At 52.1% G+C, this 23,679-nt stretch carries 21 protein-coding genes, 1 tRNA gene and 4 pseudogenes; 18 read left to right on the plus strand and 8 right to left on the minus strand.

Annotated features, from left to right (window positions below):
• Positions 1-62 (minus strand): annotated as a pseudogene (locus ACZAHD_RS08365) (helix-turn-helix transcriptional regulator); the annotation flags it as partial.
• A gap of 539 nt (positions 63-601) precedes the next feature.
• On the opposite strand from ACZAHD_RS08365, the gene ACZAHD_RS08370 reads away from it, so the two are divergent.
• From ACZAHD_RS08370 to ACZAHD_RS08390, 5 genes are all read left to right on the plus strand, one after another.
• Positions 602-1,339: a glycoprotein 3 gene (locus ACZAHD_RS08370; protein WP_462456354.1), complete on the plus strand. Its 738-nt coding sequence runs from the start codon at positions 602-604 to the stop codon at positions 1,337-1,339.
• Positions 1,336-1,581, plus strand: a complete 246-nt coding sequence (locus tag ACZAHD_RS08375; protein ID WP_060612424.1) for an ogr/Delta-like zinc finger family protein — start codon at positions 1,336-1,338, stop codon at positions 1,579-1,581. The genes ACZAHD_RS08370 and ACZAHD_RS08375 overlap by 4 nt, the downstream gene beginning before the upstream one ends.
• Positions 1,582-1,598: 17 nt before the next feature.
• A complete protein-coding gene (locus ACZAHD_RS08380; RefSeq protein ID WP_462456355.1) occupies positions 1,599-2,165 on the plus strand; it encodes a phage polarity suppression protein in 567 nt (188 codons plus the stop codon).
• Positions 2,166-2,942: 777 nt separating this feature from the next.
• Positions 2,943-4,463, plus strand: coding sequence for an anti-phage dCTP deaminase (locus ACZAHD_RS08385; RefSeq protein ID WP_411361387.1), 1,521 nt, complete (start codon positions 2,943-2,945; stop codon positions 4,461-4,463).
• Between the two features lies 1 nt (position 4,464).
• On the plus strand, positions 4,465-4,632 hold the full coding sequence (locus ACZAHD_RS08390; RefSeq protein ID WP_163621171.1) for a hypothetical protein: 168 nt from the start codon (positions 4,465-4,467) through the stop codon (positions 4,630-4,632).
• Between the two features lie 63 nt (positions 4,633-4,695).
• On the opposite strand, the gene ACZAHD_RS08395 is transcribed toward ACZAHD_RS08390, so the two are convergent.
• Together ACZAHD_RS08395 and ACZAHD_RS08400 are read right to left on the minus strand one after the other, a co-directional pair.
• Positions 4,696-5,871 (minus strand): tyrosine-type recombinase/integrase, encoded by a 1,176-nt coding sequence (locus ACZAHD_RS08395; RefSeq protein WP_049087306.1) that lies wholly within the window; start codon positions 5,869-5,871, stop codon positions 4,696-4,698.
• Between the two features lie 161 nt (positions 5,872-6,032).
• Positions 6,033-6,127 (minus strand) — tRNA-Sec (locus tag ACZAHD_RS08400).
• 707 nt (positions 6,128-6,834) lie between these two features.
• Here ACZAHD_RS08400 and ACZAHD_RS08405 point away from each other — a divergent pair.
• The 9 genes and pseudogenes from ACZAHD_RS08405 to ACZAHD_RS08445 form a co-directional block, all read left to right on the plus strand.
• A complete protein-coding gene (locus ACZAHD_RS08405; RefSeq protein WP_462456356.1) occupies positions 6,835-8,406 on the plus strand; it encodes a BglG family transcription antiterminator in 1,572 nt (523 codons plus the stop codon).
• A 10-nt stretch (positions 8,407-8,416) separates the two neighbouring features.
• Positions 8,417-8,887, plus strand: a complete 471-nt coding sequence (locus tag ACZAHD_RS08410; RefSeq protein WP_462456357.1) for a PTS sugar transporter subunit IIA — start codon at positions 8,417-8,419, stop codon at positions 8,885-8,887.
• A gap of 21 nt (positions 8,888-8,908) precedes the next feature.
• Positions 8,909-9,223, plus strand: coding sequence for a PTS fructose transporter subunit IIB (locus tag ACZAHD_RS08415; protein ID WP_462456358.1), 315 nt, complete (start codon positions 8,909-8,911; stop codon positions 9,221-9,223).
• Between the two features lie 23 nt (positions 9,224-9,246).
• Complete coding sequence (locus ACZAHD_RS08420) at positions 9,247-10,338, plus strand: PTS fructose transporter subunit IIC (protein ID WP_462456359.1); 1,092 nt, start codon at positions 9,247-9,249, stop codon at positions 10,336-10,338.
• 11 nt (positions 10,339-10,349) lie between these two features.
• Positions 10,350-11,201: a class II fructose-bisphosphate aldolase gene (locus tag ACZAHD_RS08425; protein ID WP_462456360.1), complete on the plus strand. Its 852-nt coding sequence runs from the start codon at positions 10,350-10,352 to the stop codon at positions 11,199-11,201.
• Between the two features lie 80 nt (positions 11,202-11,281).
• Positions 11,282-12,142, plus strand: a complete 861-nt coding sequence (locus ACZAHD_RS08430) for a ketose-bisphosphate aldolase (protein ID WP_462456361.1) — start codon at positions 11,282-11,284, stop codon at positions 12,140-12,142.
• 48 nt (positions 12,143-12,190) lie between these two features.
• Positions 12,191-13,108: an ROK family protein gene (locus ACZAHD_RS08435; protein ID WP_462456362.1), complete on the plus strand. Its 918-nt coding sequence runs from the start codon at positions 12,191-12,193 to the stop codon at positions 13,106-13,108.
• The gene (locus tag ACZAHD_RS08440; RefSeq protein WP_462456363.1) at positions 13,105-13,785 is read left to right on the plus strand and encodes a D-lyxose/D-mannose family sugar isomerase; all 681 of its coding nucleotides are present in this window, start codon (positions 13,105-13,107) and stop codon (positions 13,783-13,785) included. Before ACZAHD_RS08435 ends, ACZAHD_RS08440 begins: the two co-directional genes overlap by 4 nt.
• A gap of 85 nt (positions 13,786-13,870) precedes the next feature.
• Positions 13,871-14,138, plus strand: a pseudogene (locus tag ACZAHD_RS08445) (MurR/RpiR family transcriptional regulator); the annotation flags it as partial.
• Positions 14,139-14,214: 76 nt separating this feature from the next.
• On the opposite strand, the pseudogene ACZAHD_RS08450 reads toward ACZAHD_RS08445, so the two are convergent.
• From ACZAHD_RS08450 to ACZAHD_RS08460, 3 genes and pseudogenes are all read right to left on the minus strand, one after another.
• Positions 14,215-14,481 (minus strand): annotated as a pseudogene (locus ACZAHD_RS08450) (family 4 glycosyl hydrolase); the annotation flags it as partial.
• Between the two features lie 149 nt (positions 14,482-14,630).
• Positions 14,631-16,349: an AsmA family protein gene (locus ACZAHD_RS08455; RefSeq protein WP_462456364.1), complete on the minus strand. Its 1,719-nt coding sequence runs from the start codon at positions 16,347-16,349 to the stop codon at positions 14,631-14,633.
• Positions 16,350-16,494: 145 nt separating this feature from the next.
• The gene (locus tag ACZAHD_RS08460; RefSeq protein ID WP_462456365.1) at positions 16,495-17,886 is read right to left on the minus strand and encodes a nucleobase:cation symporter-2 family protein; all 1,392 of its coding nucleotides are present in this window, start codon (positions 17,884-17,886) and stop codon (positions 16,495-16,497) included.
• Positions 17,887-18,173: 287 nt separating this feature from the next.
• On the opposite strand from ACZAHD_RS08460, the pseudogene ACZAHD_RS08465 reads away from it, so the two are divergent.
• Positions 18,174-18,301 (plus strand): annotated as a pseudogene (locus ACZAHD_RS08465) (sodium/glutamate symporter); the annotation flags it as partial.
• Between the two features lie 153 nt (positions 18,302-18,454).
• Here ACZAHD_RS08465 and glpK read toward each other — a convergent pair.
• Both glpK and ACZAHD_RS08475 read right to left on the minus strand, forming a co-directional pair.
• A complete protein-coding gene (gene glpK / locus ACZAHD_RS08470; RefSeq protein ID WP_462456366.1) occupies positions 18,455-19,966 on the minus strand; it encodes a glycerol kinase GlpK in 1,512 nt (503 codons plus the stop codon).
• A 21-nt stretch (positions 19,967-19,987) separates the two neighbouring features.
• Complete coding sequence (locus ACZAHD_RS08475; protein WP_462456367.1) at positions 19,988-20,833, minus strand: MIP/aquaporin family protein; 846 nt, start codon at positions 20,831-20,833, stop codon at positions 19,988-19,990.
• Between the two features lie 557 nt (positions 20,834-21,390).
• Here ACZAHD_RS08475 and zapB point away from each other — a divergent pair.
• The 3 genes from zapB to ACZAHD_RS08490 all read left to right on the plus strand — a co-directional run bounded on the left by zapB (position 21,391) and on the right by ACZAHD_RS08490 (position 23,635).
• On the plus strand, positions 21,391-21,636 hold the full coding sequence (gene zapB, locus ACZAHD_RS08480) for a septal ring assembly protein ZapB (RefSeq protein ID WP_462456368.1): 246 nt from the start codon (positions 21,391-21,393) through the stop codon (positions 21,634-21,636).
• A 162-nt stretch (positions 21,637-21,798) separates the two neighbouring features.
• Positions 21,799-22,788, plus strand: coding sequence for a sulfate ABC transporter substrate-binding protein (locus ACZAHD_RS08485; RefSeq protein WP_462456380.1), 990 nt, complete (start codon positions 21,799-21,801; stop codon positions 22,786-22,788).
• 91 nt (positions 22,789-22,879) lie between these two features.
• Complete coding sequence (locus tag ACZAHD_RS08490; RefSeq protein ID WP_462456381.1) at positions 22,880-23,635, plus strand: CDP-diacylglycerol diphosphatase; 756 nt, start codon at positions 22,880-22,882, stop codon at positions 23,633-23,635.
• Positions 23,636-23,679 lie beyond the last annotated feature (44 nt).

Raw genomic sequence — 23,679 nt, forward strand, 5'->3', positions numbered from 1 at the left:
TCAGAGACCGGCATCAGCGGCGCGGCAGGGGCAGAAGACGGGGAAGAAAAAGCGGTGTGCATCGGGCTACCTCATAAAGTCCATACAGTGCCGGTCGTGTCCGTCCGGCCTCGGGTAGCTCTCTATTTTGTGAATATTTTCCCTGAGGGCAACAAGTCTTTTTGTTGTGTCCGACCACACAACATATTGATTTTTTGAAAGTGGAAAACACTGGCAACTGTTGGCAATCGTTGGCAATTGATGGCAAACCTATGATTGCTTTTATTTATATATTCTTCATTTTTAATCGCAAAAAAGACTAAAGGAGCAGAGCTCCGTTAAAACAGAAAGGTGAACAGTAGTGAACAGTCGGTGAACACTTCTGACCTCAACTGTTCACCGCTTAAATTACTGTATTATTTATCTTTTTATTTAAAGTGAACAGTAGTGAACAGTTATATGTAAAAAAACAAACGGTGAGTATGCTTTTCCTGAGACCTTTCTCTGGCAAGCCGGGTTTTGACGTCCTGTTTGTGCCAGAACTGCCACAACCGCAACAGGTCGTGTTGTTGTGTGTGCCCCGGCAGAATCACCTCAAGTTGAAACCACGAGGAAATCTGCCATGACCGACACCACCTTTATCCCTGATTACCTGAAACCGGCGCTGGAGCGACTGGCCGCAGCCAGAGCGGCCCATCTTGAACAGGCCCGCCGGATGGAGGACACCCTGGCGGCCATCACCCGTACGGAGGAGCAGAAAGCGGCGCTGGAGCAGGACAACGGCAGCGACACCCGCACATGGCGCGCCGCTTTCCGTGCCGGGGGTGCCATGCTGACCGATGAGCTGAAAAGCGGTCATATCGAACGCGTGGCCCGCCGTGAGCTGGCGCAGGAATGTGACAACCTGACCGAAGTGCTGGCCTTTGAACGTGACCTGCTGAAAGTCGCCTGCAACAGCACCGCGCGGGCATTCCGCCAGGCGCATCATGCCGTACTGTCTGAATATGCGAAGGAAGAGCTCGACCGCGCGCTGAACGACACCCTCGGGCCACTGGTCCGGGCGATGGTGCTGAAAGCGGATGTGATGGCAAACCCGCTCGCCAACACCATCGGCCATCAGGGCTACACCGAGCCGGAGAAAGAGGTCATGCATCAGGTGGTGACCTTCCTGACCAGGAAAGTGAGCGCCTTCTCCGTCACACCAGCGGATGAGCCGGTGCTCTCCCTGACCGGCTTCCCGGCCGTCGCGCTTCCGCACATGGACCACGACGCCGCCAGCACACCTGGCCAGCTAAAAGTCTGGCAGGAGAAAATCCGTCAGCGCGAGGCTGACCTGAAAGCGCGGGGGCTGCTGCCATGATGCACTGTCCGTTCTGCAAAAAGTCGGCGCATGCACGCACCTCCCGCTATCTGTCGGAGAACGTCAAACAGCGCTATCACCAGTGCACCAATATTGAGTGCTCGGCGACGTTCCGCACCACTGAAGCCATCGACGAGGTTATCCGGCCCCCGGCGGAGAAAGCGCCGCCTGTCGCGGAGCCGGTCACACCCCCGGCACCCCGTAAAGTGCAGAGCTGCTACAGCTCGCCATACCGTCATTAATCAGGGGAGAACTGACCATGACCACCCTCACGCTACAGCAGGCTTTTGAAGCCTGTCAGAAGAACGAAACCGCCTGGCTGAACCGTAAAGCCGAACTCGCGGCCGCAGAGCAGGAATACCGCGAGCAGGTGCTGGCAGGGGATGACCGTATTCCGGGCAGAATGCAGACACTGCGCGACATTATCGATGTCAAAAAATGGGAGATAAATCAGGCCGCCGGACGCTATATCCGCTCTCATGAAGCGGTACAGCGCATCAGTATCCGCAACCGGCTGAATGACTTTATGCAGGCGCACGGGACAGAGCTGGCCGCCACGCTTGCCCCGGAGCTGATGGGACTCAGCCAGCAGCCCGCACTCCTGACCGGCCATGCGCTCGACCGTTCGGCGCATTACCTGCGCGAAGCGCTGTCCGTGTGGCTGAGTACCGGTGAAGAAATTCATTATTCCGCAGAAGACAGCGATATTTTAACGGCCATCGGATTCAGGCCTGACGCGGCTTCGCGGGTGGATAATCAGGAAAAATACACCCCCGCACAGAGCCTGATTTATGCCCGCCGGCGCACGGAACTGGCCGGCAGGTAGTCCCGCAAGAAATCCCCGAAAATACCGCTATTTTTCCCGAATTAAGCCATGCATCCACAGGGTGCATGGTTTTGCATGCGTTCCTCCGTCCCGTCACTCCCTTCGCAACCCTGTCCCGGCGCGGCCTGAGCCTGCCCATGCACCTGCATTAAAACCGACCCACGAAGCGGGCAGGCGAGGCGGGGAAAGCACTGCGCGCCAGCGGTAAAGTATTTATTAAATCATATTTAATTTCGCAGCCTGAGCGCGTCGCTGCGCTGCGCGGGTTCGCGGGAGTGTCAGTGGGTAGCGCAGTGCTGTTCGGGAGTATGAAGAGCCTCTGAGGAGGTCAGGTGAGGGATAAGAAAGCGCCACCGGAAGGGAGGTAAATCACTCATTTTATAATGTGGGGGAGTACCTCCTCGACATAAGAAACGCGCAGGCGTGAGGGAGGAAAGTATTATTAGAAGAGTCTGTTTAGTGATTTTGAAATGATGATCTTGGCGATGGTTTCACTTTAACTTCGAAGGTATATAAAAAAAATGCATAAACCCCGTTAGTTTGTAATGGCACTTGGTATATGCAAGAGGAGCTTATAGTCTTTACATTATCTTAAAGGTGAAAATTAAAATACAATTATATATCACTTGCTCACCTTTTAATTGTTTAAAATCAGTGTATTACCAAGTATAACTTAAAGAAAAACATGATGTGATTCAAATAATTTAATCAAACAATAGAAAATATGCTAAGAATTATTTATAAAAATGTTTTATCTCATGGGGGAGGCGGCTTCATATGAAAATCACAAAAATAACAGAATTGATTAAAGAGGCTCCTCAGGTTTTGAAAGGCTCTGAAGATGATAAGTTTTCTACGAAACCTTTAGAAGAAATGGTAATTGGGTTAGTTTGCTCTGTTGGTACAGACCTGGAAGCGATCACAAAAAAAATAAGAGATAGATTGTCCTTATATCAATTTGAATGTTCTGAGGTCCGGATTTCATCGGATGTGATCGCTCAGCTTTCTGGTTTTGGGAATTACATAGATAACTATCAAAGAATTGATGATTTAATGACCAAGGGGAATAAGCTAAGAGAAGATAGTGAATGTAATTATGTGTTAGCCCTCGGAGCAATAACTAAAATTAATGAAATAAGGGCAAGGAATGAATGTTTAAATATAAAGAAAAAAGGGATTGCGTATATTATTAATTCAATCAAGCATCCTGAAGAAGTTTATAAATTTAGAGAGGTCTATGGCTCTGGATTTTTACTTTTCGGAATTTTTTCAGATGAAAATCGTAGATTGGATAATTTGACTCGTAATAAAGGAATTCCAGAGGATAAAGCAAGTTTATTGATTGCCAGGGATGAGGATGAGGAATCTGGACATGGGCAGCATACTAGAGATACATTCCACTTAGCCGATTTCTTCTTAAACCAAGATGGAAGAGATGATAAGCTTAATAATGATATAAAAAGAGTCTTTGACTTGCTCTTCGGTAATCCTTTTATTACTCCAACGTTTGATGAATATGCAATGTATATGGCTTTTTCTTCAGCTTTGAGGTCTGCCGACTTATCTAGACAAGTTGGAGCTGTATTAGCTAAAAACTACGCTATTATGTCAACTGGGGCTAATGATGTTCCTAAGTTTGGTGGGGGGTTATATTGGCCATACTTTAATACAGAAAACGAAAGTTACGAGGATTATTCAGATGGAAGGGACTATGTAAGAGGTTTTGATTCAAATGCAAAACAAAAAAAAGAAATTATGGATGATATTCTTAAGCAAATAAATGGAAAATCGCGTGATAAATTAGAAAGAATCCTCAAGAACAGCCTTATTCAAGATATCACGGAATATGGTCGGGTAGTCCATGCAGAAATGGAAGCGATTTTAGCATGTGCCAGAACAAATATTAGCACTCAAGATGCATATATATATTGCACAACTTTTCCATGCCACAATTGTGCTAAGCATATTATAGCTTCGGGAATTAAAAGGGTGGTTTACATAGAGCCATATCCCAAAAGTAAGGCTTATGAATTTCATTCAGAGTCAATAACTAATGATGAGAGAGAACATGAAAAGGTGCTTTTCGAACCGTTTATTGGAATAGGGCCTAGAGTTTATTTTAACCTATTTTCCATTGTTAATGGGAGTGGAAATAAAATTAAAAGGAAAGATAGTTATGGGAATGTTATGAAATGGAGCGAGTCTAATGCAACATTGAGAACATTAATGTTACCTATTTCTTACTTGGAAAGAGAACAGATTTCTGTTAATTTGTTCGCAAGGATCATAGGAGTTTAACATGTCTATCGAAAATAATTTTATTAAACATATAGTTGCAACAAAAGAAAGAATTAACGAATGGCCAGAGTGGAAAAAAAACCTCTTGGGAGGTGATGATTTATCTTCCAAGTCAATTAAGGTTTTAAATAATCTTGCTATACAACAAGATAAAAAGAATAAAAAGTAATAAATAAAGAATAAAAAAGAGTCTCGAAAGAGGCTCTTTTTGTTTTATAAATTAGAGTGTGGGTTAATTGTTCATTCTAAATATAAAATCACTGTACCATTGAAGCATAGAGCGTCTTTTTTCTAAATATTGTGCGTGATTATATGTTCCGCGAATAGAATTTTTATCTACATGCGCTAACTGCATCTCAATCCACGCACTATCAAATCCATTTTCATGCAATATTGTTGACATGGTATGCCGAAACCCATGGCCAGTTGCACGCCCTTTATAGCCAAGTAGTTCAATGACTTGTGTCACACTTTCTTTCGAGATTGGCTTGCTGCGATTGTTCCTTCCAATAAAAATGTAAGGGTAATGGCCAGTGATGGGCTTGAGTTGCTTAAAGAGTTCAATCACTTGGGTAGATAAAGGTACGACATGCGGCCTGCGCATTTTCATCCGTTCTGCTGGAATTTCCCAAATTGCCTTTTCTAAATCAATTTCATCCCACGTAGAAAATCGCATTTCCTGCGTTCTTACACCAGTTAACATGACTATCTTAGTCGCATTTTTAGTGATGATGCTGCCGGTATAGGCTTCAAGATCTCTGATAAAATGAGGCAATTCTTCAGCGGATAAGAAAGGATGATGTTTTTGCTTCGGTATGGCCAATGCGATAGCTAGATCAGGTGCAGGGTTATACTCAGCACGGCCAGTAATAATCGCGTATCTAAATACCTCTCCGCATCGCTGGCGAACTTTACGTGTTTTCTCCAGTGCTCCACGTTTCTCAATTCGTCGCAGCACTTCAAGTAATTCTAACGGTTTGATCTCACCGACAGGACGTTTGCCGATGAACGGGAAAACATCTTGCTCGAAGGTCTTAATGATTTCGTCGCGGTATGCCACTGTCCAGCGGTCAGCTTTGTTTGCATGCCATTCGCGGCTTATGGCTTCGAATGAGTTTTCTGTTGAAAGCTGCTGCGCCAGTTTTTGCGCTTTCCGTTCCTCAACCGGATCAATGCCATTAGCAACTTGCTTGCGGGCGACCTCGCGCTTTTCACGAGCTTCAGCGAGGCTTATCAAGTCGTAGCTGCCAAATGACATTAACCGCGCTTTTCCAGCGAGGCGAAAACGGAACCGCCAGCCCTTCGAACCATCGGGATTGATAAGCAATGACAGGCCTTGCCCATCGTTCAAGGTGTATGGTTTGTCCTGGGGCTTCGCGCGTTTGATTTGTATGTCTGTCAGTGCCATGTGTATAAGCCAAAAATGTGTATAAAAAATCTATACACATCACTATACATATTTTTCATGGATTCAGGGAGAACTTGTCGGACGGTTACGGATGAGTGATTTACTATCTATATTGAAAATAAAGGATTTTTAGACGTTCTCGGATGGCGGCGGAGCAATTTTGGCGGAAGATCACAGGAGTTGAACCTGCCCGGGACCGCTGGCGGCCCCAACTGGATTTGAAGTCCAGCCACCTCACCGGAGATGACGATCTTCCGCGCCTCGATTGCTACATGGAGGCGGGGCGCATTATAGCTACTTTCAGGGATTTACCACATACCTAAACGCACTTTTTTACTGTTAAAACTGGACTTTGCAGAACAGTCTGAAACAATTCCGTTCAAAATCCATGGGTTACACTTTTTCACATGCTTTCAGGCAACCACAATCGTATAAAACAATAAATATACTGTGTGCCATGTGACCGGGCGGCGGAGCCCTGCGACCCGCTCCGCCACAGCCCTGGCGCTGAAATGTCGCACCACTCTGAAGCGTTGGGCAATCACGATCGCAAACCGGATCACGTCAGAAACGAGGATATTGCTTGCCGGCAGTGTCTGCCCGACGATGATGCGCGGCGGTGAGTCAGGGGCCGGCAGCGGACGACGCGGTGGACCTTTGCTCTGAAGGCGGTAACGATCAGGCTTCAGGAGATAAATAACAGTGCCTGCGAAACATTGTCAGAGTTATTCTTTCCAGGAATTGAGATCGTTATCACGTATATTTATTTCTGAAATGTGATCTGACTTATAAATATTTTTTCTTTCTCCATCCTGTCTTATTTGTGTCCGGATGTCCGGACACAATTTAGTATTGTTGTTTACACTGGGCCTCCCTATATTTATCCTCAATGGTTTCCGTAGAGATACGCGTCGTATAGCGATGTCTTATTGGCATTAATCTGCTATGCAAAAAGGGTAAGTAATGCAAATGGTTACCTCGCGACAGAACAGATTATTAAAATTTCTCCTGCCTAAACGAGAATACGTTACGTTATTAAAAATAGCTGAACAGTTAAATGTTTCAGAAAAAACGGTTCAGCGTGACTTACGTTTTCTCGAGCAATGGCTCTCTCACTGGAAAATCAGTATTGATAAGCGAGCCGGTGCTGGCGTGATGCTGCAGGCCGAGAATGTCACCGACCTGTTGCAATTAGACCAGTTGCTGAGTACCGAAGGTGATGATGCCGATGCAATGATGAATAATTCGCGGCGCGTGAAAATTGCTTCTCAGTTATTAAGTGAAACGCCGCGAGAAACCTCGATCAATAAATTATCTGAACGCTATTTCATCAGCAGCGCCTCGATTGTTAATGATTTAAAAGTGATTGAATCATGGATTGCCCCACTCGGGTTGGTATTAATTCGCAGCCAGAGCGGTACCCATATTGAAGGCAGTGAATCTCATGTCCGTCAGGCAATGGCCTCATTGATTAACGGTGTTATTAATCATAATGAGCCGGGGAGTATTATCCATTCTCGCCTCGACAGCGGTAGCTATAAAGCGCTGGTGCACTATTTTGGCGAAGAGGATGTGCTATTTGTTCAGTCACTTCTTGAAGAGATGGAACGTAAACTGAGCTGGTCGTTGGGTGAACCTTATTACGTCAATATCTTCACCCATATCCTGATTATGATGTACCGGATTACCCGCGGAAATGCGTTACCGCGCCGGGAGCAGGGCCACCCGCTGTTTGATGAGTCTATGTTTAGTATCGCGCAGAATATGCTGCAAAAAATTGAGGCGCGTATTGCCCATCCGTTACCGGAAGATGAAAGCTGGTTTATTTATCAATACATTATCTCATCGGGCGTGGTGGTGGAAGAACGTGATGATGTCAGCATGTTGCGTAATATCCACTCCAGCGATGAGGCCAGGAAAATAACCTCCCGGTTGATCGCGCTTTTTTCCACGCTGGTTGATATCGATCTTGCGCATGATACCGCGTTATATGAAGGGTTGCTCATTCATATAAAACCACTACTCAACCGATTGAATTATCACATTTATATCCGCAATCCGCTGCTGGAAGATATCAAAGGCGAGCTCACGGATGTATGGCCACTGACCCTACGGGTGGTAAATCAGGTATTTGCTACCTGGGGGGATAAGGCGGTCTCGGAAGATGAAATCGGTTATTTAACCGTCCATTTTCAGGCTGCGATGGAGAGGCAGGTTGCCAGAAAACGGGTGCTGCTGGTGTGTTCTACAGGAATCGGCACCTCGCATCTGTTGAAAAGTCGGGTACTCAGAGCTTTTCCCGACTGGACCATCGTTGGCGTATTGCCCGCAGGGAGTCTGCATACGTTTCAGGCGCAGGACAATATTGAGCTGGTGATCTCGACGATTCATTTGCCGGAAATTGCACTGCCGGTGGTCTATGTCAGCGCATTTTTTAACGATGCCGATATCAAGCGGGTTACTGAAAAAGTGATTACTGAGAAATTACACCACGCGGCAGCGTTAACTGCCAGCAATGAAATTTTATATCCATGAGGTAAATAATATGGACATCACCCGGATTTTAAATACTAAACGTGTTTTGCTGGATATGAAGGCCCAGAATAAAGCGGAAGCTATCGAAGAATTAACCGATCTGCTACAGAAAGATGGTGCGATTAGCTGTCGTGAAACCTTTATTCAGGATGTCTGGCAGCGCGAATCAGAAGGTTCGACGGGGTTTGAGAATCATATTGCTATTCCTCACGGTAAGTCGTCCGCGGTTGTCAATACCACTCTGGCGATTGGCCGCACCCGCCAGGATATTGCCTGGGAAACGCTGGATGGTAGTCATGTTCGCTGTATTATTTTATTTGCTGTTCGCCTTGAAGACCAAAATACCACACATATCCGCTTGCTGTCCCAGGTCGCCGGGGCGCTGGCAGATGATGACATCATTGCGCAATTGCTCGAAGAAACCAGTCCGCAGAAGATTATTGATTTATTTAGTCAGTATGCTGAGTCGGATGTTTACTAACTATAAATATTGGAGTCTGAGATGAATATTGTCTGTGTTGCCGCCTGTACCGCGGGTATTGCTCATACTTATATTGCACGTGAGAAGTTAATAAAAGGCGCCAGAGCGCTGGGCCATAATGTTAAAGTTGAAACCCAGGGCACGATTGGGACTGAGAATGAACTAACCGCAGAAGATATCACTGCCGCTGACGTCGTTATTCTCGCCATAGATGTAAAAATTAAAGGTGAAGAACGGTTTAAAAATAAACGAATTGTTCGTGTGAAAACTGAAGTTGTTATTAAGTCACCGATTCAGTTTATCGAAAAGGTTGAGAAATCATTAGCGAATGCCTGATCCTTATTCTGGAGGGATCTACCATGAGTCAGAATAAAATACCTGTCTCGCAGGAAATAAAAAAACATTTATTAACCGGTATTTCATGGATGATACCGCTGATTGTTGCCGCCGGGATTTGTATTGCCCTCGGTCAGGTATTGGGCGGTACTATTGTCGCGGAGAAAGTGGGGACCATCCCGTGGATGCTAAACCAAATCGGCGGCTGGGGTATGGGGCTGATTGTCCCGCTGATCTGTGCGGCAATCGCCTACTCGATTGCTGACAGGCCGGGTTTTGCGCCAGGGCTTATTGTTGGGTTCGTCTGCGGACAGATTCATACCGGCTTTATCGGTGGGATGCTTGGCGGTTTCCTGGTGGGCTACACGGTACTGCTTTTGAAGCATTACATACGTTTGCCAAAGTCGATGCAGGGGCTGATGCCAATCATGGTGCTACCGGTATTAAGCACCATTATCAGCGGCTTGTTGATGATGACCTTAATAGGCAAACCCATTGCCTGGCTGCAGGAGGCATTGATTCACATGCTGGAGTCGATGCAGGGCGGTTCGCGATTTTTGCTGGGGGCGATCCTGGGTGCGATGGCCACCTTCGACTTTGGCGGGCCAGTCAATAAAACCATGTCGCTATTTGCCGATGGCTTGCTGGTCAGCGGGGTTTATGGGCCGGAGGCGGTGAAATTCGTCGGATCGATGATTCCGCCATTCGGCATTACGCTCTCTTTCCTGCTAACCCGCCATAAATATACCCGCGCCGAAACCGAAGCGCTGAAGGCCGCCTTCCCGATGGGCATTTGCATGATTACGGAAGGCGTGATCCCTATTGCCGCCCGCGATCTCCTGCGCGTGGTGGGATCCTGCGTGGTGGCCTCGGCGGTGGCTGGCGGATTGATTATGACCTGGGGTGTGGAAAGCCCGGTTCCACATGGCGGGATGTTTGTCGTACCGCTGTTCACCCATCCGCTGCTGTTTTGCCTGGCGCTGGCGATTGGGACGGTTATCTGCGGCGTGATGCTGTCGCTGTGGAAAAAACCGGTCACCGAACGCGACGAAGAGTTCGATGAACTGAGCGACCAAAAGGTCGCTGACGATGAAATCACCTTCACTCTTGAGTAAACGGAGGCCCTATGTTTGCTGATATGAAGCAGATGGTGGCGAAAGCCTGGCGTGAACAATATGCGCTGCTGGCGATTAACTGTATGAATCTGGAGAGCGCTCGTGCCGCAGTACGTGCGGCGGAAAAATATCGGGCGCCGATTATTCTCAATCTGTACCAAGGTCATTTGTCGCATTTCCCGCCAGCAATCGCGCTGGCGGTGGCCAGAGCGTTGGCCGAAGCGGCCAGCGTTCCCGTCACGCTGAGTCTCGATCACGGTAAAGATCCGGTAAAGATCTGCCTGGCCTTCCGCGCCGGGTTTAGCGGGTTGATGATTGACGCCTCGGCATTCCCGTTAGCGGAGAATATTCGCCAGACCCGTGAGGTCACCACGCTGGCCGCCAGCGTCGGGCTTTGTGTCGAAGGGGAATTGGGCCATCTGGCGGATGCCCCGCGCTATGACCACATGACCAATGCCGATCTGATGACGCAACCGGCGGATGTTGCCCCTTTTATTGACCAAACCGGCATTGACCTGCTGGCGGTTTCCGTCGGAACAGCCCACGGGATGTATGCTCCCGGGGTCACGCCAGCACTGGACTTTGACCGCCTGGCGGAGGTGCAGCGAGCCTCTTCGGTGCCATTAGCCCTGCACGGTGGCAGCGGTACGCCATTCGAACAGCTTGCACGCTGCCCGGCGTTTGGCGTCGCCAAAATCAACGTCGGCGCGGCGATATTTGAAGCCGGGAAGGCCGCGCTACTGCATACCCTCTGCCACGACAGCAGCATCGAGTTGGCCGATGCCATGGCGGTGATGGAACAAGCCAGCGCTGAAGCCATCGTCCCTTACTTACAAGCGTCCGGCGCAATAGACCGGGCCTGATTCACGTATCAGCCACGCCTTTTATGCCAGCGCATATCCGCCCTGGCAGGGCGAACTACACCCTGAAACTGGAGAAAACCATGTTAGTTTCCATGCAAGAATTACTGAAACCAACCCGCGAGCATGGCTTTGCCATTGGCGCTTTTAACGTTGCTGACAGCTGCTTTATTCGCGCCGTTGTGGAAGAAGCGGAAGCCACGCATACGCCCGCTATTATCTCTATTCACCCCAGCGAGCATGATTTTGTCGGTGATTCCTTTTTTAGCTACGTGCGCGACATCACTCTGCGTAGCCGGGTGCCCTTTACTTTGCATCTCGATCATGGCGCCTCGGTCGAACATGTACTGCGCGCGATTCAGTGTGGTTTTACCTCAGTGATGATCGATGGATCTCTGCTGCCCTATGAAGAAAACGTCGCCTTAACCCAGGAAGTGGTCAGGCTGGCGCATGCGGTCGGTGTCTCCGTCGAAGGGGAGTTAGGGACTATTGGTCAGACGGGGACCTCTGTGGAGGGCGGGGTGTCGAAAGTTACCTATACCGACCCGGCGCAGGCGCAGGATTTTGTTACCCGGACAGGCGTCGACACTCTGGCGGTGGCGATTGGTACCGCGCACGGCATCTATCCAAAAGGGATGCAGCCTGAATTACAGATGAACATTCTGCGCGATATTGCCGGGCGTGTGTCGATTCCGCTGGTCTTGCACGGCGGATCCGCCAATCCGGATGCGGAAATTGCTGAGTCGGTAACTCTTGGCGTCGGAAAAATCAATATTTCCAGCGATATGAAATACGCCTACTTCCGGAAAGTGCGTGAAATTTTGGCTAAAGAGAGCTGGTGGGATCCGAACGTGATTTATCCGGAGCCGATTAATGCCGCGCGGGAAGTGATTCGCTACAAAATGAAGCTGTTTGGTTCCACCGGTAAAGCAAACCTGTATTAACGGGGTAAAAGGCGGGAGAACCCGCCTTTTGACGCGCAGGAGGCAAAGATGAATTACCTTGGGCTGGATGTTGGCGGGACGAAAATCGCCGCCGTCGTTATGGATGAGCAGGGACAGGAAGTGGGGCGTTTTCGCTGCGTCACGCGAAAAGAAAGTCGTCAGGCATTTGTGTCGGCAATAGTGGAGTTCATTGCCACTATCCGCGCAGAGACAGGGGCGCCGGTGGCCATTGGCATCGCGCTGCCGGGTAGCGTTTCGCCGCAGCATGGCGCCATTCGTAATGCCAATATCCAGGCGATCAACGGTTATCGTTTACAAGATGCACTCGAGCAGCAACTTGGCCAACCGGTGGTGTTAGCTAACGATGGCAATTGCTTCGCTTTATCAGAGGCATGCGATGGCGCAGGGGCGGGCGTTTCGTTGGTTTTCGGCATGACATTGGGCACCGGATGCGGCGGCGGTATTGCCCTGGAACGACAGCCTTTCGTGGGATCGTCGGGAATTGCGGCTGAGTGTGGGCATATCACGCTGCCAGGTTATTCCGACGCCGAGGATGGGCCACCGGCACGCTGTTATTGCGGCAGGTTTAACTGCGTGGAGTCCTTTATTTCCGCAACGGGGTTGAGCGAGCGCTACCGCCTGCTGACCGGCGACAGTCTGTCGAGTGAGCAGATTATCGCCCGCGCGCAGGCAGGAGAACCCGTCGCGAGCCAGCAGATCTACCGTTTTCGTCAACAGCTCGCACGGACGCTGGCGACCATCGTCAATATCCTTGACCCCGGCGTGATTGTTCTGGGGGGCGGTTTATCCAATGTGCCGCTGCTGGTGGCGGATTTACAACCCGAGGTCGCTCCACTCGTCTTCACTGACCATTTTATCACCCCCATTATTTCAGCGCGGCATGGCGACAGTAGCGGCATGCGTGGCGCCGCCTGGCTGGCCGCGAGAAGCGGAGTCCGATCATGAAACGTTCACAGATTAACTATGCGATAGATAAAGCGCTGGCGATGGCCGAAACCTTTCGCATCAGCCTGCCGGAGTTTGCCCGCTTCACGGCGCCGTGTGGGCCGCAAAAGCTAAAGGAGGGTTGGCAAGAGGTCCGCGATTTGCAGCTCGGATGGGATGTCACCGATTTCGGCAGCGGCTGTTTTAGCGAAACGGGCCTGACGCTGCTGACGTTACGCAATGGTTCGCTATCCGATCCGCGTTATGCTAAGCCTTATGCTGAAAAAATGTTGCAGATTCAGCAAGATCAACAAACCCCCTGGCATTTCCATTACCACAAGATGGAAGACATCATCAACCGAGGCGGCGGCGACCTGTGTATGCAGCTGGCCTGGGCGACGGAAGACCAACAGTGGGATAATCAGCGCCGCGTCAGTGTGGCAGTCGATGGTTGCCAGCGTACGCTGAAACCCGGCGAGACGCTGGTGCTGCATCCGGGGCAGAGCGTCTGTTTACCTGCGCGCCTCTATCACCGTTTCTGGGCCGACAAAAGGGCCGTAATGGGGTGGGAAATCTCGATGGTCAATGACGATCGTGCGGATAACCGCTTTCTCGACGCGGGCGGGCGTTTCTCGTCGATTGAGGAGGATGAACCCGCAAAATGGTTGTTATGCAGTGAATATGAACAAATGCGCTGAGGGCCTGACTGGTACACAGTGATTCATTCCACAGACATATTTTCTCTTCGGTGGTCGCGTAATCTGCTACTGAGAGGAGCCCGCAATGGACTTAGAGACTATCTTTCGTGACGTCAAGCTGAGCAAAACAGAAATGACCGTGCTGCGCGTTATCCAGAATGACTCTGAGCCGTGTGTGCGGGAAGGTATCCACAGCGTCGCTGAATGCTGCTAGAGCAACCCCTCTTCGCTGGTGCGGCTGGCTGGCGCTGGTCTATTTTATTAAATTCAATATCACCATGCCGAAACTCGATGTCACCAACGACATCGATTACATGAGTATTCAGCCCGCAGAGCGGCTGACGCCGCTGCTGCAATGCCGATCCGGTAGCCCGAATAGGCGTTAGCCGACATCCGGGGGATTAAGCCGGGCGGGTATTGCCGGTCGGTGAACGGCTTATCGTCGAGATAGGCCTCGACCAGGGTTTTGGCCAGCGAATTAGAGCCAACCAGAGGATGCGTCATCAGCGCCCGTACCGCCAGCGATTTGTCGCGCTGCAGAATCGCTGTCACCGCCAGCCGCCCATTCTCTTTCACACTGGCGATCATGTTTTTCTGCGCGGTCGGCACATGTTTCGGTGTCACCGGCTTCAGGCTGTCTTTGCTCAGGTCGCTGCTCATCTCTATCACACCGTCAGGCCGCAAGAAATCGAGAGTGCCAGGTTGCGGGAAATAGGTACAGATAGCCGTAAAATGCGCACAGGTTTTGCGGATGAAAAAGGAATGCCTGAGGGGATAGCAAGAGGGGCTGGTGGACTGCGGCCAGCGCGATGCCCTCCCTCCAGCGGAGAAAGGGCGATGGAAGATTACGGTGTTATTGGCGGGGGGGAGAGCGGCTGAGCCGGCCCGCTGTTCAACTGGCCGTTGCGCAGGACTTGCGCAACCTGCTGCTTCTCCATATTCACCGCGCTGAGCTGGCCGTTAACCGTCGGTTTCAGCGGTGCATCGGCCTGCACGCTGCCGCTGGCGGTCAGCTGGAAATTACCATCGCCGGAAACCGGCAGAGCGGGCCAGCCCCAGGCCTGCAGAATATTCAGCGGAACGCCGCGACCGTTCAGGCTGAGCGTGACCTGGCGCTGGGGAAGCTGCGAGACGGCCGCCGTGGCCTGCAGGATGCCGCGCTCGGTAAAGGCGCTTAGCTCGGTGATATTTATCGTTGAGACGTTAGCGTTAAGCTTCAGCGATGGTCGGCGAACGTCGATACGATTAAAGGTTGCGGCGGCGGCGTTCAGCGTTGTGCTGCCGCTCCATACGCCCCAGCGATGGTTTTTCACCAGCTGCAGTTCGCCGCCGTAGCCGTCCAGGGCGGTGATCTGCCACGGGAATATCGGATCGATATCGATAATCAGGTTGCGGCTGGCGCTGAATTTCTTCAGCGTCAGGCTTTCCAGCCACGTCGGCAACGGCTCCATCCATAGCTGCTTCCAGTTGGCAGGGAGGGTATATTCCAGCCCGGCAAAGGCAGTGTCGTCTAGCACCAGCGCATGACCGGAGCGTAACCAGTTACCGGAGGTTCGCACCATCCCGCCTTCCCAGCGCGAGGTGAACTGGCGCAGCGCGATGCCCTGCGGTGAGAATTCTGCATTGGCGATGGGATCAAGAAGATGCAGCGACCCGTTAATAAATTCACTGGCGTTCATCGACAGGGTGCCGTCATCGCTTTGCCATCCGCCCTGGCTCAGTGTCAGGTTTCTCAGGTTAAGGTCGAGATCGGTTACCGCCCAGTCCGGCCCCTGCAGATGGGCATCGGTCATGTCGAGACGGCCAATGTGCAGCGAAGGGAAGCTGGTCAGCGGGGCTAAGAATTCTGCCAGCGATTTATCGCTCTGCAGGCGAATTTCGTTGAGCTGTAGATTATCTACCAGCCAACTGCCGTCGGCGTTGCGTCTGGCGTTGCCGGTCAGCGTCCCGCGTGCAATATCGGCGCCCAGCGTAGATAACGTCACTTCGCCATTATCAAGGCTTCCCTGAATCAGCACGTTACTGGCTTCAACGCCGTTCAGGTTTAGCGAGCCTGCGCTCATTTGAATCTGGGCCTTTTTACCCAGCACATTGCCCGCTTCCGGCGCCCAGGGGCTGACGCCGCCGTCGACACGCTGCGCGCTCAGCGACCAGCCGGTTTCCGGACTGTTAAACGCCATATTATGCAACTGTAAACGGTCGGCGGCGAACGGCAGCGCCGCAGAGGAAGGAGATAAATTCAGCGTGCCATCGCTGAGGACGATTTCGTCAGCATGGAGCGGGTCGCTAAACTGGCGGCTGCTAAAACCAATATCCACCGTTTGCGCCACCAGAGTCGCAGGTTTACCGTCGCGGCCGAGGGTGACGTTTTGCAGTTTCAGGTGCATTGGCGAGGAGAAATTATGCTCCATTTTGTTGAAAGAGACCTTCCAGCCGGTACCGTCGCTTAGCCAGGCGCTGGCCTGGCGCCCGCCCCACTGAGTTTGCAGCAGGAAGTAAGCGGCAATAATCACCACCAGCAGGGCAATCAGCAGCCAGAGAATCAGCTTTCTTAGAAATTTCATGGTCTTCGATCCTGAGCGAGGCACATAAGGCTGTTATGCCCGAATTATGCGCAATCCTCAAGACAGGAATTGTGTAATGAGATGATGAGCGGTTAATGATACTTGCGCCCCGGCCAGCATCGCGCGGCCGGAGCGTCAAAGAGGATCAGTTTTTCTCTGGCGGGAAAATCAGATTCAGAACAATCGCGGTGATGCCGCCGGCGGCAATCCCCGAGGAGAGCAGGTTCTTCAGCCAGTCAGGGGCAAACTGCAGAATCAGCGGCTGCTGGGAGACGCCAAGACCAACTGCCAGCGACAGGGCGATAATCAGAATCGCCCGGCGGTTCAGGGGTTCGCGGGAGACGATACGTACCCCGGATGCGGCGATAGTACCGAACATCACCAGCGTTGCGCCGCCGAGCACCGGTTCCGGAATATGCTGGACAAAGCCGCTGACTGCCGGGAACAGCCCCAGCGCGATCAGCATCAGCGCCACCACGAAGCCGACATAGCGGCTGGCGACGCCGGTCAACTGAATCACGCCGTTATTCTGGCCGAAGCAGGAGTTCGGGAAGGTGTTAAAGACGGCGGAGACAAAGGAGTTCAGGCCGTTAGCCAACACGCCGCCTTTCAGGCGCTTCATATACAGCGGGCCGGAGACCGGTTGTTCCGACACGTCAGACGTGGCGGTGATATCGCCGATGGTTTCCAGCGAGGTAATCATAAACACCAGCATCAGCGGCAGCAGCAGGTTCCAGTCGATACCCAGGCCGTAATAGAGCGGGGTAGGCACCATAATCAGGCTGTCGTTCGTCGGGGCGCTGTTGGCTGGTAGCATATCGAGCAGCCAGGCCGCCAGATATCCTGCCGCCATGGCGATAACCAGGGACGCGATGCGCAGATACGGGTTGCGCTGGCGGTTAAGAATAATGATCAGCGCCAGAACGATGCCCGCCAGCAGCAGGTTTTTTGGCGCGCCGAAGGTATGGTCGGCCATCGCGGAGTAGCCGCCGCCGATGGAGGTCAACCCGACCTGAATCAGCGACAGACCGATAATCATCACCACGACCCCGGAGACCAGCGGCGTAATAACCCGTCGGGCCAGGTGCAGGATGCGCGAGATGACCATTTCTGTGCAACTTGCCAGCATCAGGGTGCCGAACAGCGCGGCCATCATCGTTGGCACGTCGGCGCCGCCGGTTTTCAGCGCGGTGCCGCCCATAATCAGCGGAGCGACGAAGTTAAAGCTGGTGCCCTGAATAGAGAGCAGGCCGGACCCGACCTGTCCCCAGGCCTTAATCTGAATGATGGATGCCACACCGGATGCGAACAGCGACATACTGATGATGTGCTGTGTGTCCTGAGCCGGAAGGCCCAGCGCCTGACAGATTAACAACGCCGGCGTGATGACCGCGACAAACATCGCCAGCAGATGCTGAAAGGCGGCGAACAGGGTTTGCGGCAGCGGCGGGCGGTCTTCGAGGCGGTAGATTAATTCGCTGGTTGTTTTATGCGCAACCGGTTGCGCAGCTTCTGAATCGGCGGTGTTAACGGACATCACAAACAATCCCAAGGTGGCAAAGCGGGAATTTTATCGGACTGTAGTGCAAAAGCAAACGTTTGCCATTGTTTGCTGAGAAATATTTATACAATAAACCTGGGGTGATTATTAATTAACATTTTGTATAATTTATTGCATCAATATTGAAACAAAAATATCCTTTTATGTCATTTTTTGCGTGATTCTACTTAAAATTCCCCTTCGATTCCGCAAGATGAGAAGTAATCGATACCGGGAATACCGACGCGTATGAATGGATCATGTGCCTTTAAGGCGCTCTTTTTATGTTTCACCTCGATACCTTATCGACGCTCGTTGCCGCAACATTGGTGCTGCTGTTGGGCAGACAGCTCGTCCAGAATGTCCCTTTCCTGAAAAATACCCCATTCCTGAACCCATCGCGGGCGGCCTCCGGTTAATGCCACCCGGGAACGCCCGGCTTTTTCCTACGGCCCCTGACTTCTCCCCGGTCGCGCTGCGCCTACCGGGGCTACGGTGTCGTGCGGTTTTGGGGGGCGCCCGGATAAGGCGCGATAAGCGCCTTATCCGGGATTAAGCCCAAACCTTAGGCTTCGTCGTGTTCTTCCCACGCCAGCGCGCGTTTCACCGCTTTTTTCCAGCCGTTGTAGCGGTAGTTACGTTCGGTGGTTTCGATCCCCGGGCGGAACTCGCGCTCAATCACCGCTTTCTCCTGCAGCTCATCCAGATTTTGCCAGAAGCCAACGGCGAGACCTGCGAGGTAAGCTGCGCCCAGCGCCGTTACTTCACGCACTTGCGGGCGCTCTACGCGGGTGCCCAGAATATCGGACTGGAACTGCATCAGGAAGTTGTTGGCCACGGCACCGCCGTCGACACGCAGGGCGTGCAGACGAATCCCTGAATCTGCCTGCATGGCCTCCAGGACATCACGCGTCTGATAGGCGATAGACTCCAGCGTGGCGCGAATAATATGGTTGGCGTTCACGCCGCGCGTCAGGCCGAAGATGGCGCCGCGCGCATACGGGTCCCAGTATGGTGCCCCGAGGCCGGTAAAGGCCGGAACCACATACACGCCGTTGGTGTCTTTCACTTTCGTCGCGAAATACTCGGAATCGAAGGCGTCGTTGATCAGCTTCATTTCATCGCGCAGCCATTGAATGGAGGCGCCAGCCATGAAGACCGCGCCTTCCAGCGCATAGTTCACTTCCCCGCGTGGGCCGCAGCCGATCGTAGTCAGCAGACCATGCGTTGAGGTTACCGCTTTTTCCCCGGTATTCATCAGCATAAAGCAGCCGGTGCCGTAGGTGTTTTTCGCCATCCCCTCTTTGACACACAGCTGGCCGAACAGCGCTGCCTGCTGGTCACCGGCGATACCGGCGATAGGAATACGCGTGCCGCCTTTACCGCCGATGTTGGTTTGACCGTAAACTTCGGAAGACTTGCGGACTTCCGGCAGCATCGCGCGCGGAATATCCAGCGCGTCCAGCATTTTGTCGTCCCAGTCCAGATCGTGGATGTTGAACAGCATGGTCCGCGAGGCGTTGGTGTAGTCGGTTACGTGGACGCGACCCTGGGTCATTTTCCACACCAGCCAGGTATCCACGGTTCCGAACAGCAGTTCGCCGCGCTTTGCCCGCTCGCGGGCGCCTTCCACATGATCGAGAATCCATTTCACCTTGGTGCCGGAGAAGTACGGGTCAACCACCAGGCCGGTGGCCTTGCGAATGTACTCTTCCATGCCGTCACGTTTGAGCTGCTCGCAGATCTCTGCGGTACGGCGGCATTGCCAGACGATAGCGTTATAGATCGGTTTACCGGTTTCCCGTTCCCACACAATGGCGGTTTCACGTTGGTTGGTGATGCCGATAGCGGCGATCTCGTCGGAGCTAATATCGGCTTTTGCCAGCACTTCAACCAGCGTGGAGCTTTGTGACGCCCAGATCTCCATCGGGTCATGCTCAACCCAGCCTGGACGCGGATAAATTTGTTCAAATTCACGCTGCGACACGCTGACGATATTGGCATCGTGATCCATCACAACGGCCCGGGAGCTGGTGGTGCCCTGGTCGAGCGCAACGATATATTTTTTGTCGGTCATAGTATGAGTCCCGTAGTCAGATTACAGCGAAGCGTTGTGTTGTGTTGTCGAGGTGCTCTCTTTCTCTTCCACGACGCAGGTGTCGCAAGGCAGATGGCGGCCGATCAACTTACGATAGCTGAACGCGCCCAGCGCGGCGCCCACTACCGGTGCGCACAGTGGCACCAGGAAATAAGGAATATCTTTACCGCCGGTGAAAGCGACGTCGCCCCAGCCGGCAAGCCAGGCGAATGTTTTTGGTCCGAGGTCGCGGGCCGGATTCATGGCAAATCCGGTCAGCGGTCCCATGGAGGCGCCGATAACCGCAATCAACAGGCCGATCAGCAGCGGCGCCAACGGGCCACGCGGAATACCATTACCGTCATCGGTCAGGGCCAGGATAACGCCCATCAGGATAGCGGTAATCACCATTTCTACCGCAAAAGCCTGAACAAAATTGATATGCGGGTTCGGATAAGTGGAGAAAATACCGGCCAGCTCAAGGCTTTCGACGCTACCGCGCACCATATTGTGGCTGTGTTCGAAATCGAAGAAAAGATTGTAGTAAAGCCCGTAAACTAATGCCGCAGCGCAAAAGGCGCCTGCGAATTGAGAAATGACAAAAGGAACAACTTTACGCCCGTCAAAGCAGGCAAAAAGCCACAATGCGATAGTGACCGCCGGGTTAAGGTGTGCACCGGATACGCCTGCGGTCAGGTAGATAGCCATAGCCACCCCCAGACCCCAGATGATGCTGATTTCCCACTGACCGAAGCTGGCTCCTGCAACTTTGAGCGCCGCGACGCACCCAACGCCGAAAAAGATCAACAACCCGGTACCGAGGAATTCTGCGATGCACTGGCCTTTTAATGTAGATGTTTGGCTCATATCGAATCCTGAAGCGAAGTGGTGGTTATTGTATGTATGAAGGTCATAGACGACCACGCTGCCTTGTAGGCATAGTGTTAATTTATCGTTAACGAACAAAAACGAGAAATATCGAAATATAAATGTGTGTGCTGCGTCAAGAAAATGAGCGTTTTCGCGCCATAAACGCGTGTTGTGACACATTTGACCCACTTTCCCGGCTGATTTCGTTAACCCATTGATTAACAATTGCAGGATAACATCCGCAGAAACGCGCCGGCTGTGCCAGGTAAAAACTGAAAAGTGTTGCAAACCGCAATCTGCGCGGGTTGTCGCTGGACAGGGAAGGCGGGGATTCATACAATCGACGGCATGACCACTGTAGTGCGCTTATTTTCGTTAAGGCGTCACCGCGTAGGTACACAGCATCATTCGGGATGTGTCAAAACGGCAAGCGAGTGACTCCTCGCCGCTTATTTCGGTAAGAGGTCGGGAAGACCCCGCTAACGCAGAAGCAGCTTGAAGGACGACGTGTACGGGATAGTACTCTATCAACGCCTTGCAAGTTCAGGAGAGGTATGACGATGTCATTAGAAGTGTTTGAGAAATTAGAATCAAAAGTACAGCAGGCGATTGATACCATCACTCTGTTGCAGATGGAAATCGAAGAGCTGAAAGAAAAAAACAACACGCTGGCGCAGGAAGTTCAGGGCGCACAGCAGGGCCGTGAAGAGCTGGAGCGTGAAAACGGTCAGCTGAGAGAACAACTGCAGGGCTGGCAGGATCGTCTGCAGGCGCTGCTGGGTCGGATGGAAGAAGTCTAACCCTTTTGCCCTCACCCTCTCCTGTCCTGGAGGGGGTAAGCATTCCCTTCCTGTTTACATATACTCACAAGTTATAGCCAATCTTTTTTTATTCTTTAATCATTGTTTCGCTTTCTGGCACGCTTAACCCTAATTACAACACGACATAAAGAGAGCGGTGTGATGAATAAGTGGGGCGTTGGGTTAACTCTGTTGCTGGCATCCGCCAGCGTTCTGGCTAAAGACATTCAGTTATTAAACGTATCTTATGATCCGACGCGTGAGCTGTACGAACAGTACAACAAGGCATTCAGCGCGCACTGGAAGCAAGAAACCGGCGACAATGTGGTGATCCGCCAGTCGCATGGCGGCTCCGGCAAACAGGCGACGTCGGTGATCAACGGTATCGAAGCCGATGTTGTGACCCTGGCGCTGGCCTACGATGTTGATGCGATCGCCGAACGCGGCCGTATTGATAAAAACTGGCTGAAACGTCTGCCGGATAACTCGGCGCCGTATACCTCCACCATCGTGTTCCTTGTCCGTAAAGGCAATCCAAAACAGATTCATGACTGGAACGACCTGATTAAACCGGGCGTATCGGTGATTACGCCAAACCCGAAAAGCTCCGGCGGCGCACGCTGGAACTATCTTGCCGCCTGGGGCTATGCTCTGCACCAGAATCACGGCGACCAGGCAAAAGCTCAGGAGTTTGTGAAGGCGCTGTATAAAAACGTCGAAGTGCTGGACTCCGGTGCGCGCGGTTCGACCAATACCTTTGTTGAACGCGGGATCGGCGATGTGCTGATTGCGTGGGAGAACGAAGCGTTGCTGGCGGCGAACGAACTCGGCAAAGATAAGTTTGAAATTGTGACCCCGAGCGAATCGATTCTTGCCGAGCCGACCGTCTCTGTAGTGGATAAAGTGGTCGATAAAAAAGGCACCCGCCAGGTGGCTGAAGCCTACCTGAAATATCTCTACTCGCCGGAAGGCCAGGAGATTGCGGCGAAGAACTTCTATCGTCCACGTGACCCGGCAGTAGCCAAGAAATATGCCGATGAATTTCCGAAACTGAAGCTGTTCACCATCGATCAGGTATTTGGTGGCTGGACTAAGGCACAGAAAGAGCACTTCTCAAACGGCGGCACTTTCGATCAAATCAGTCAGCGTTAATTTCCCTGAACGCCCGGTTAAATAGCCGGGCGTTTTCATTTAGTCATCAAACTACGCTACTCTTCCGTTTCTGGCTGGACAGGAAAAGATGATGAGAAGAGTACGATACCTTTTATGGCTGCTGTTGGTGCTTGTGCTGGCAGCGGCGGCCGGCGGCTGGTACTGGCTGCATTCCGGTAACCCTGACGCGCTGCGACAGATTGTTTTGCAGCAATGTGTTCCGAATCAACAGCAGCATCAAACCCCATCGCCGTGCGCCGACGTTAATCTCAAGGGCGGCTACGTGCTGTTTAAAGATCGTAACGGACCCTTGCAGTATTTGCTGATGCCGACATACCGCATTAACGGCACCGAAAGCCCGCTGCTGCTCGATCCGTTAACGCCGAACTTCTTCTGGCAGGCGTGGCAGGGGCGCGGCATCATGAGCGAGCGACGCGGTTCGGCGGTAGCGGATAGTGCTGTGTCGTTAGCCATTAACTCGCGTAGCGGGCGCACGCAAAACCATTTCCATATTCATATCTCCTGCTTACGCGAAGATGTGCGCGCCCGTCTGGATAGCGATGCCACTGCGATCAGTAGCCGTTGGCTGCCGCTTCCCGGCGGTTTGCTCGGCCATGACTATCTCGCGCGGCGCGTCACCGAGTCCGAACTGGCCCAGCGTAGCCCGTTTTTGATGCTGGCTGAAGAGGTGCCGGAGGCGCGGGAACATATGGGGCGCTTTGCGCTGGCGATGGCGAAACAGAGTGATGGCTCACTGGTGCTGCTGGCGACCGAGCGTAACCTACTGACCCTGAATCGTGCTTCCGCTGAAGAGCTCCAGGATCATCGCTGCGCGATCCTAAAATAGTATTTCGTGCTGAGCCATGCAGATTCCTGCATGGCTTGCTATTT

The organism is Raoultella sp., from assembly GCF_039594335.1.
Classification (GTDB): Bacteria; Pseudomonadota; Gammaproteobacteria; order Enterobacterales; family Enterobacteriaceae; genus Klebsiella.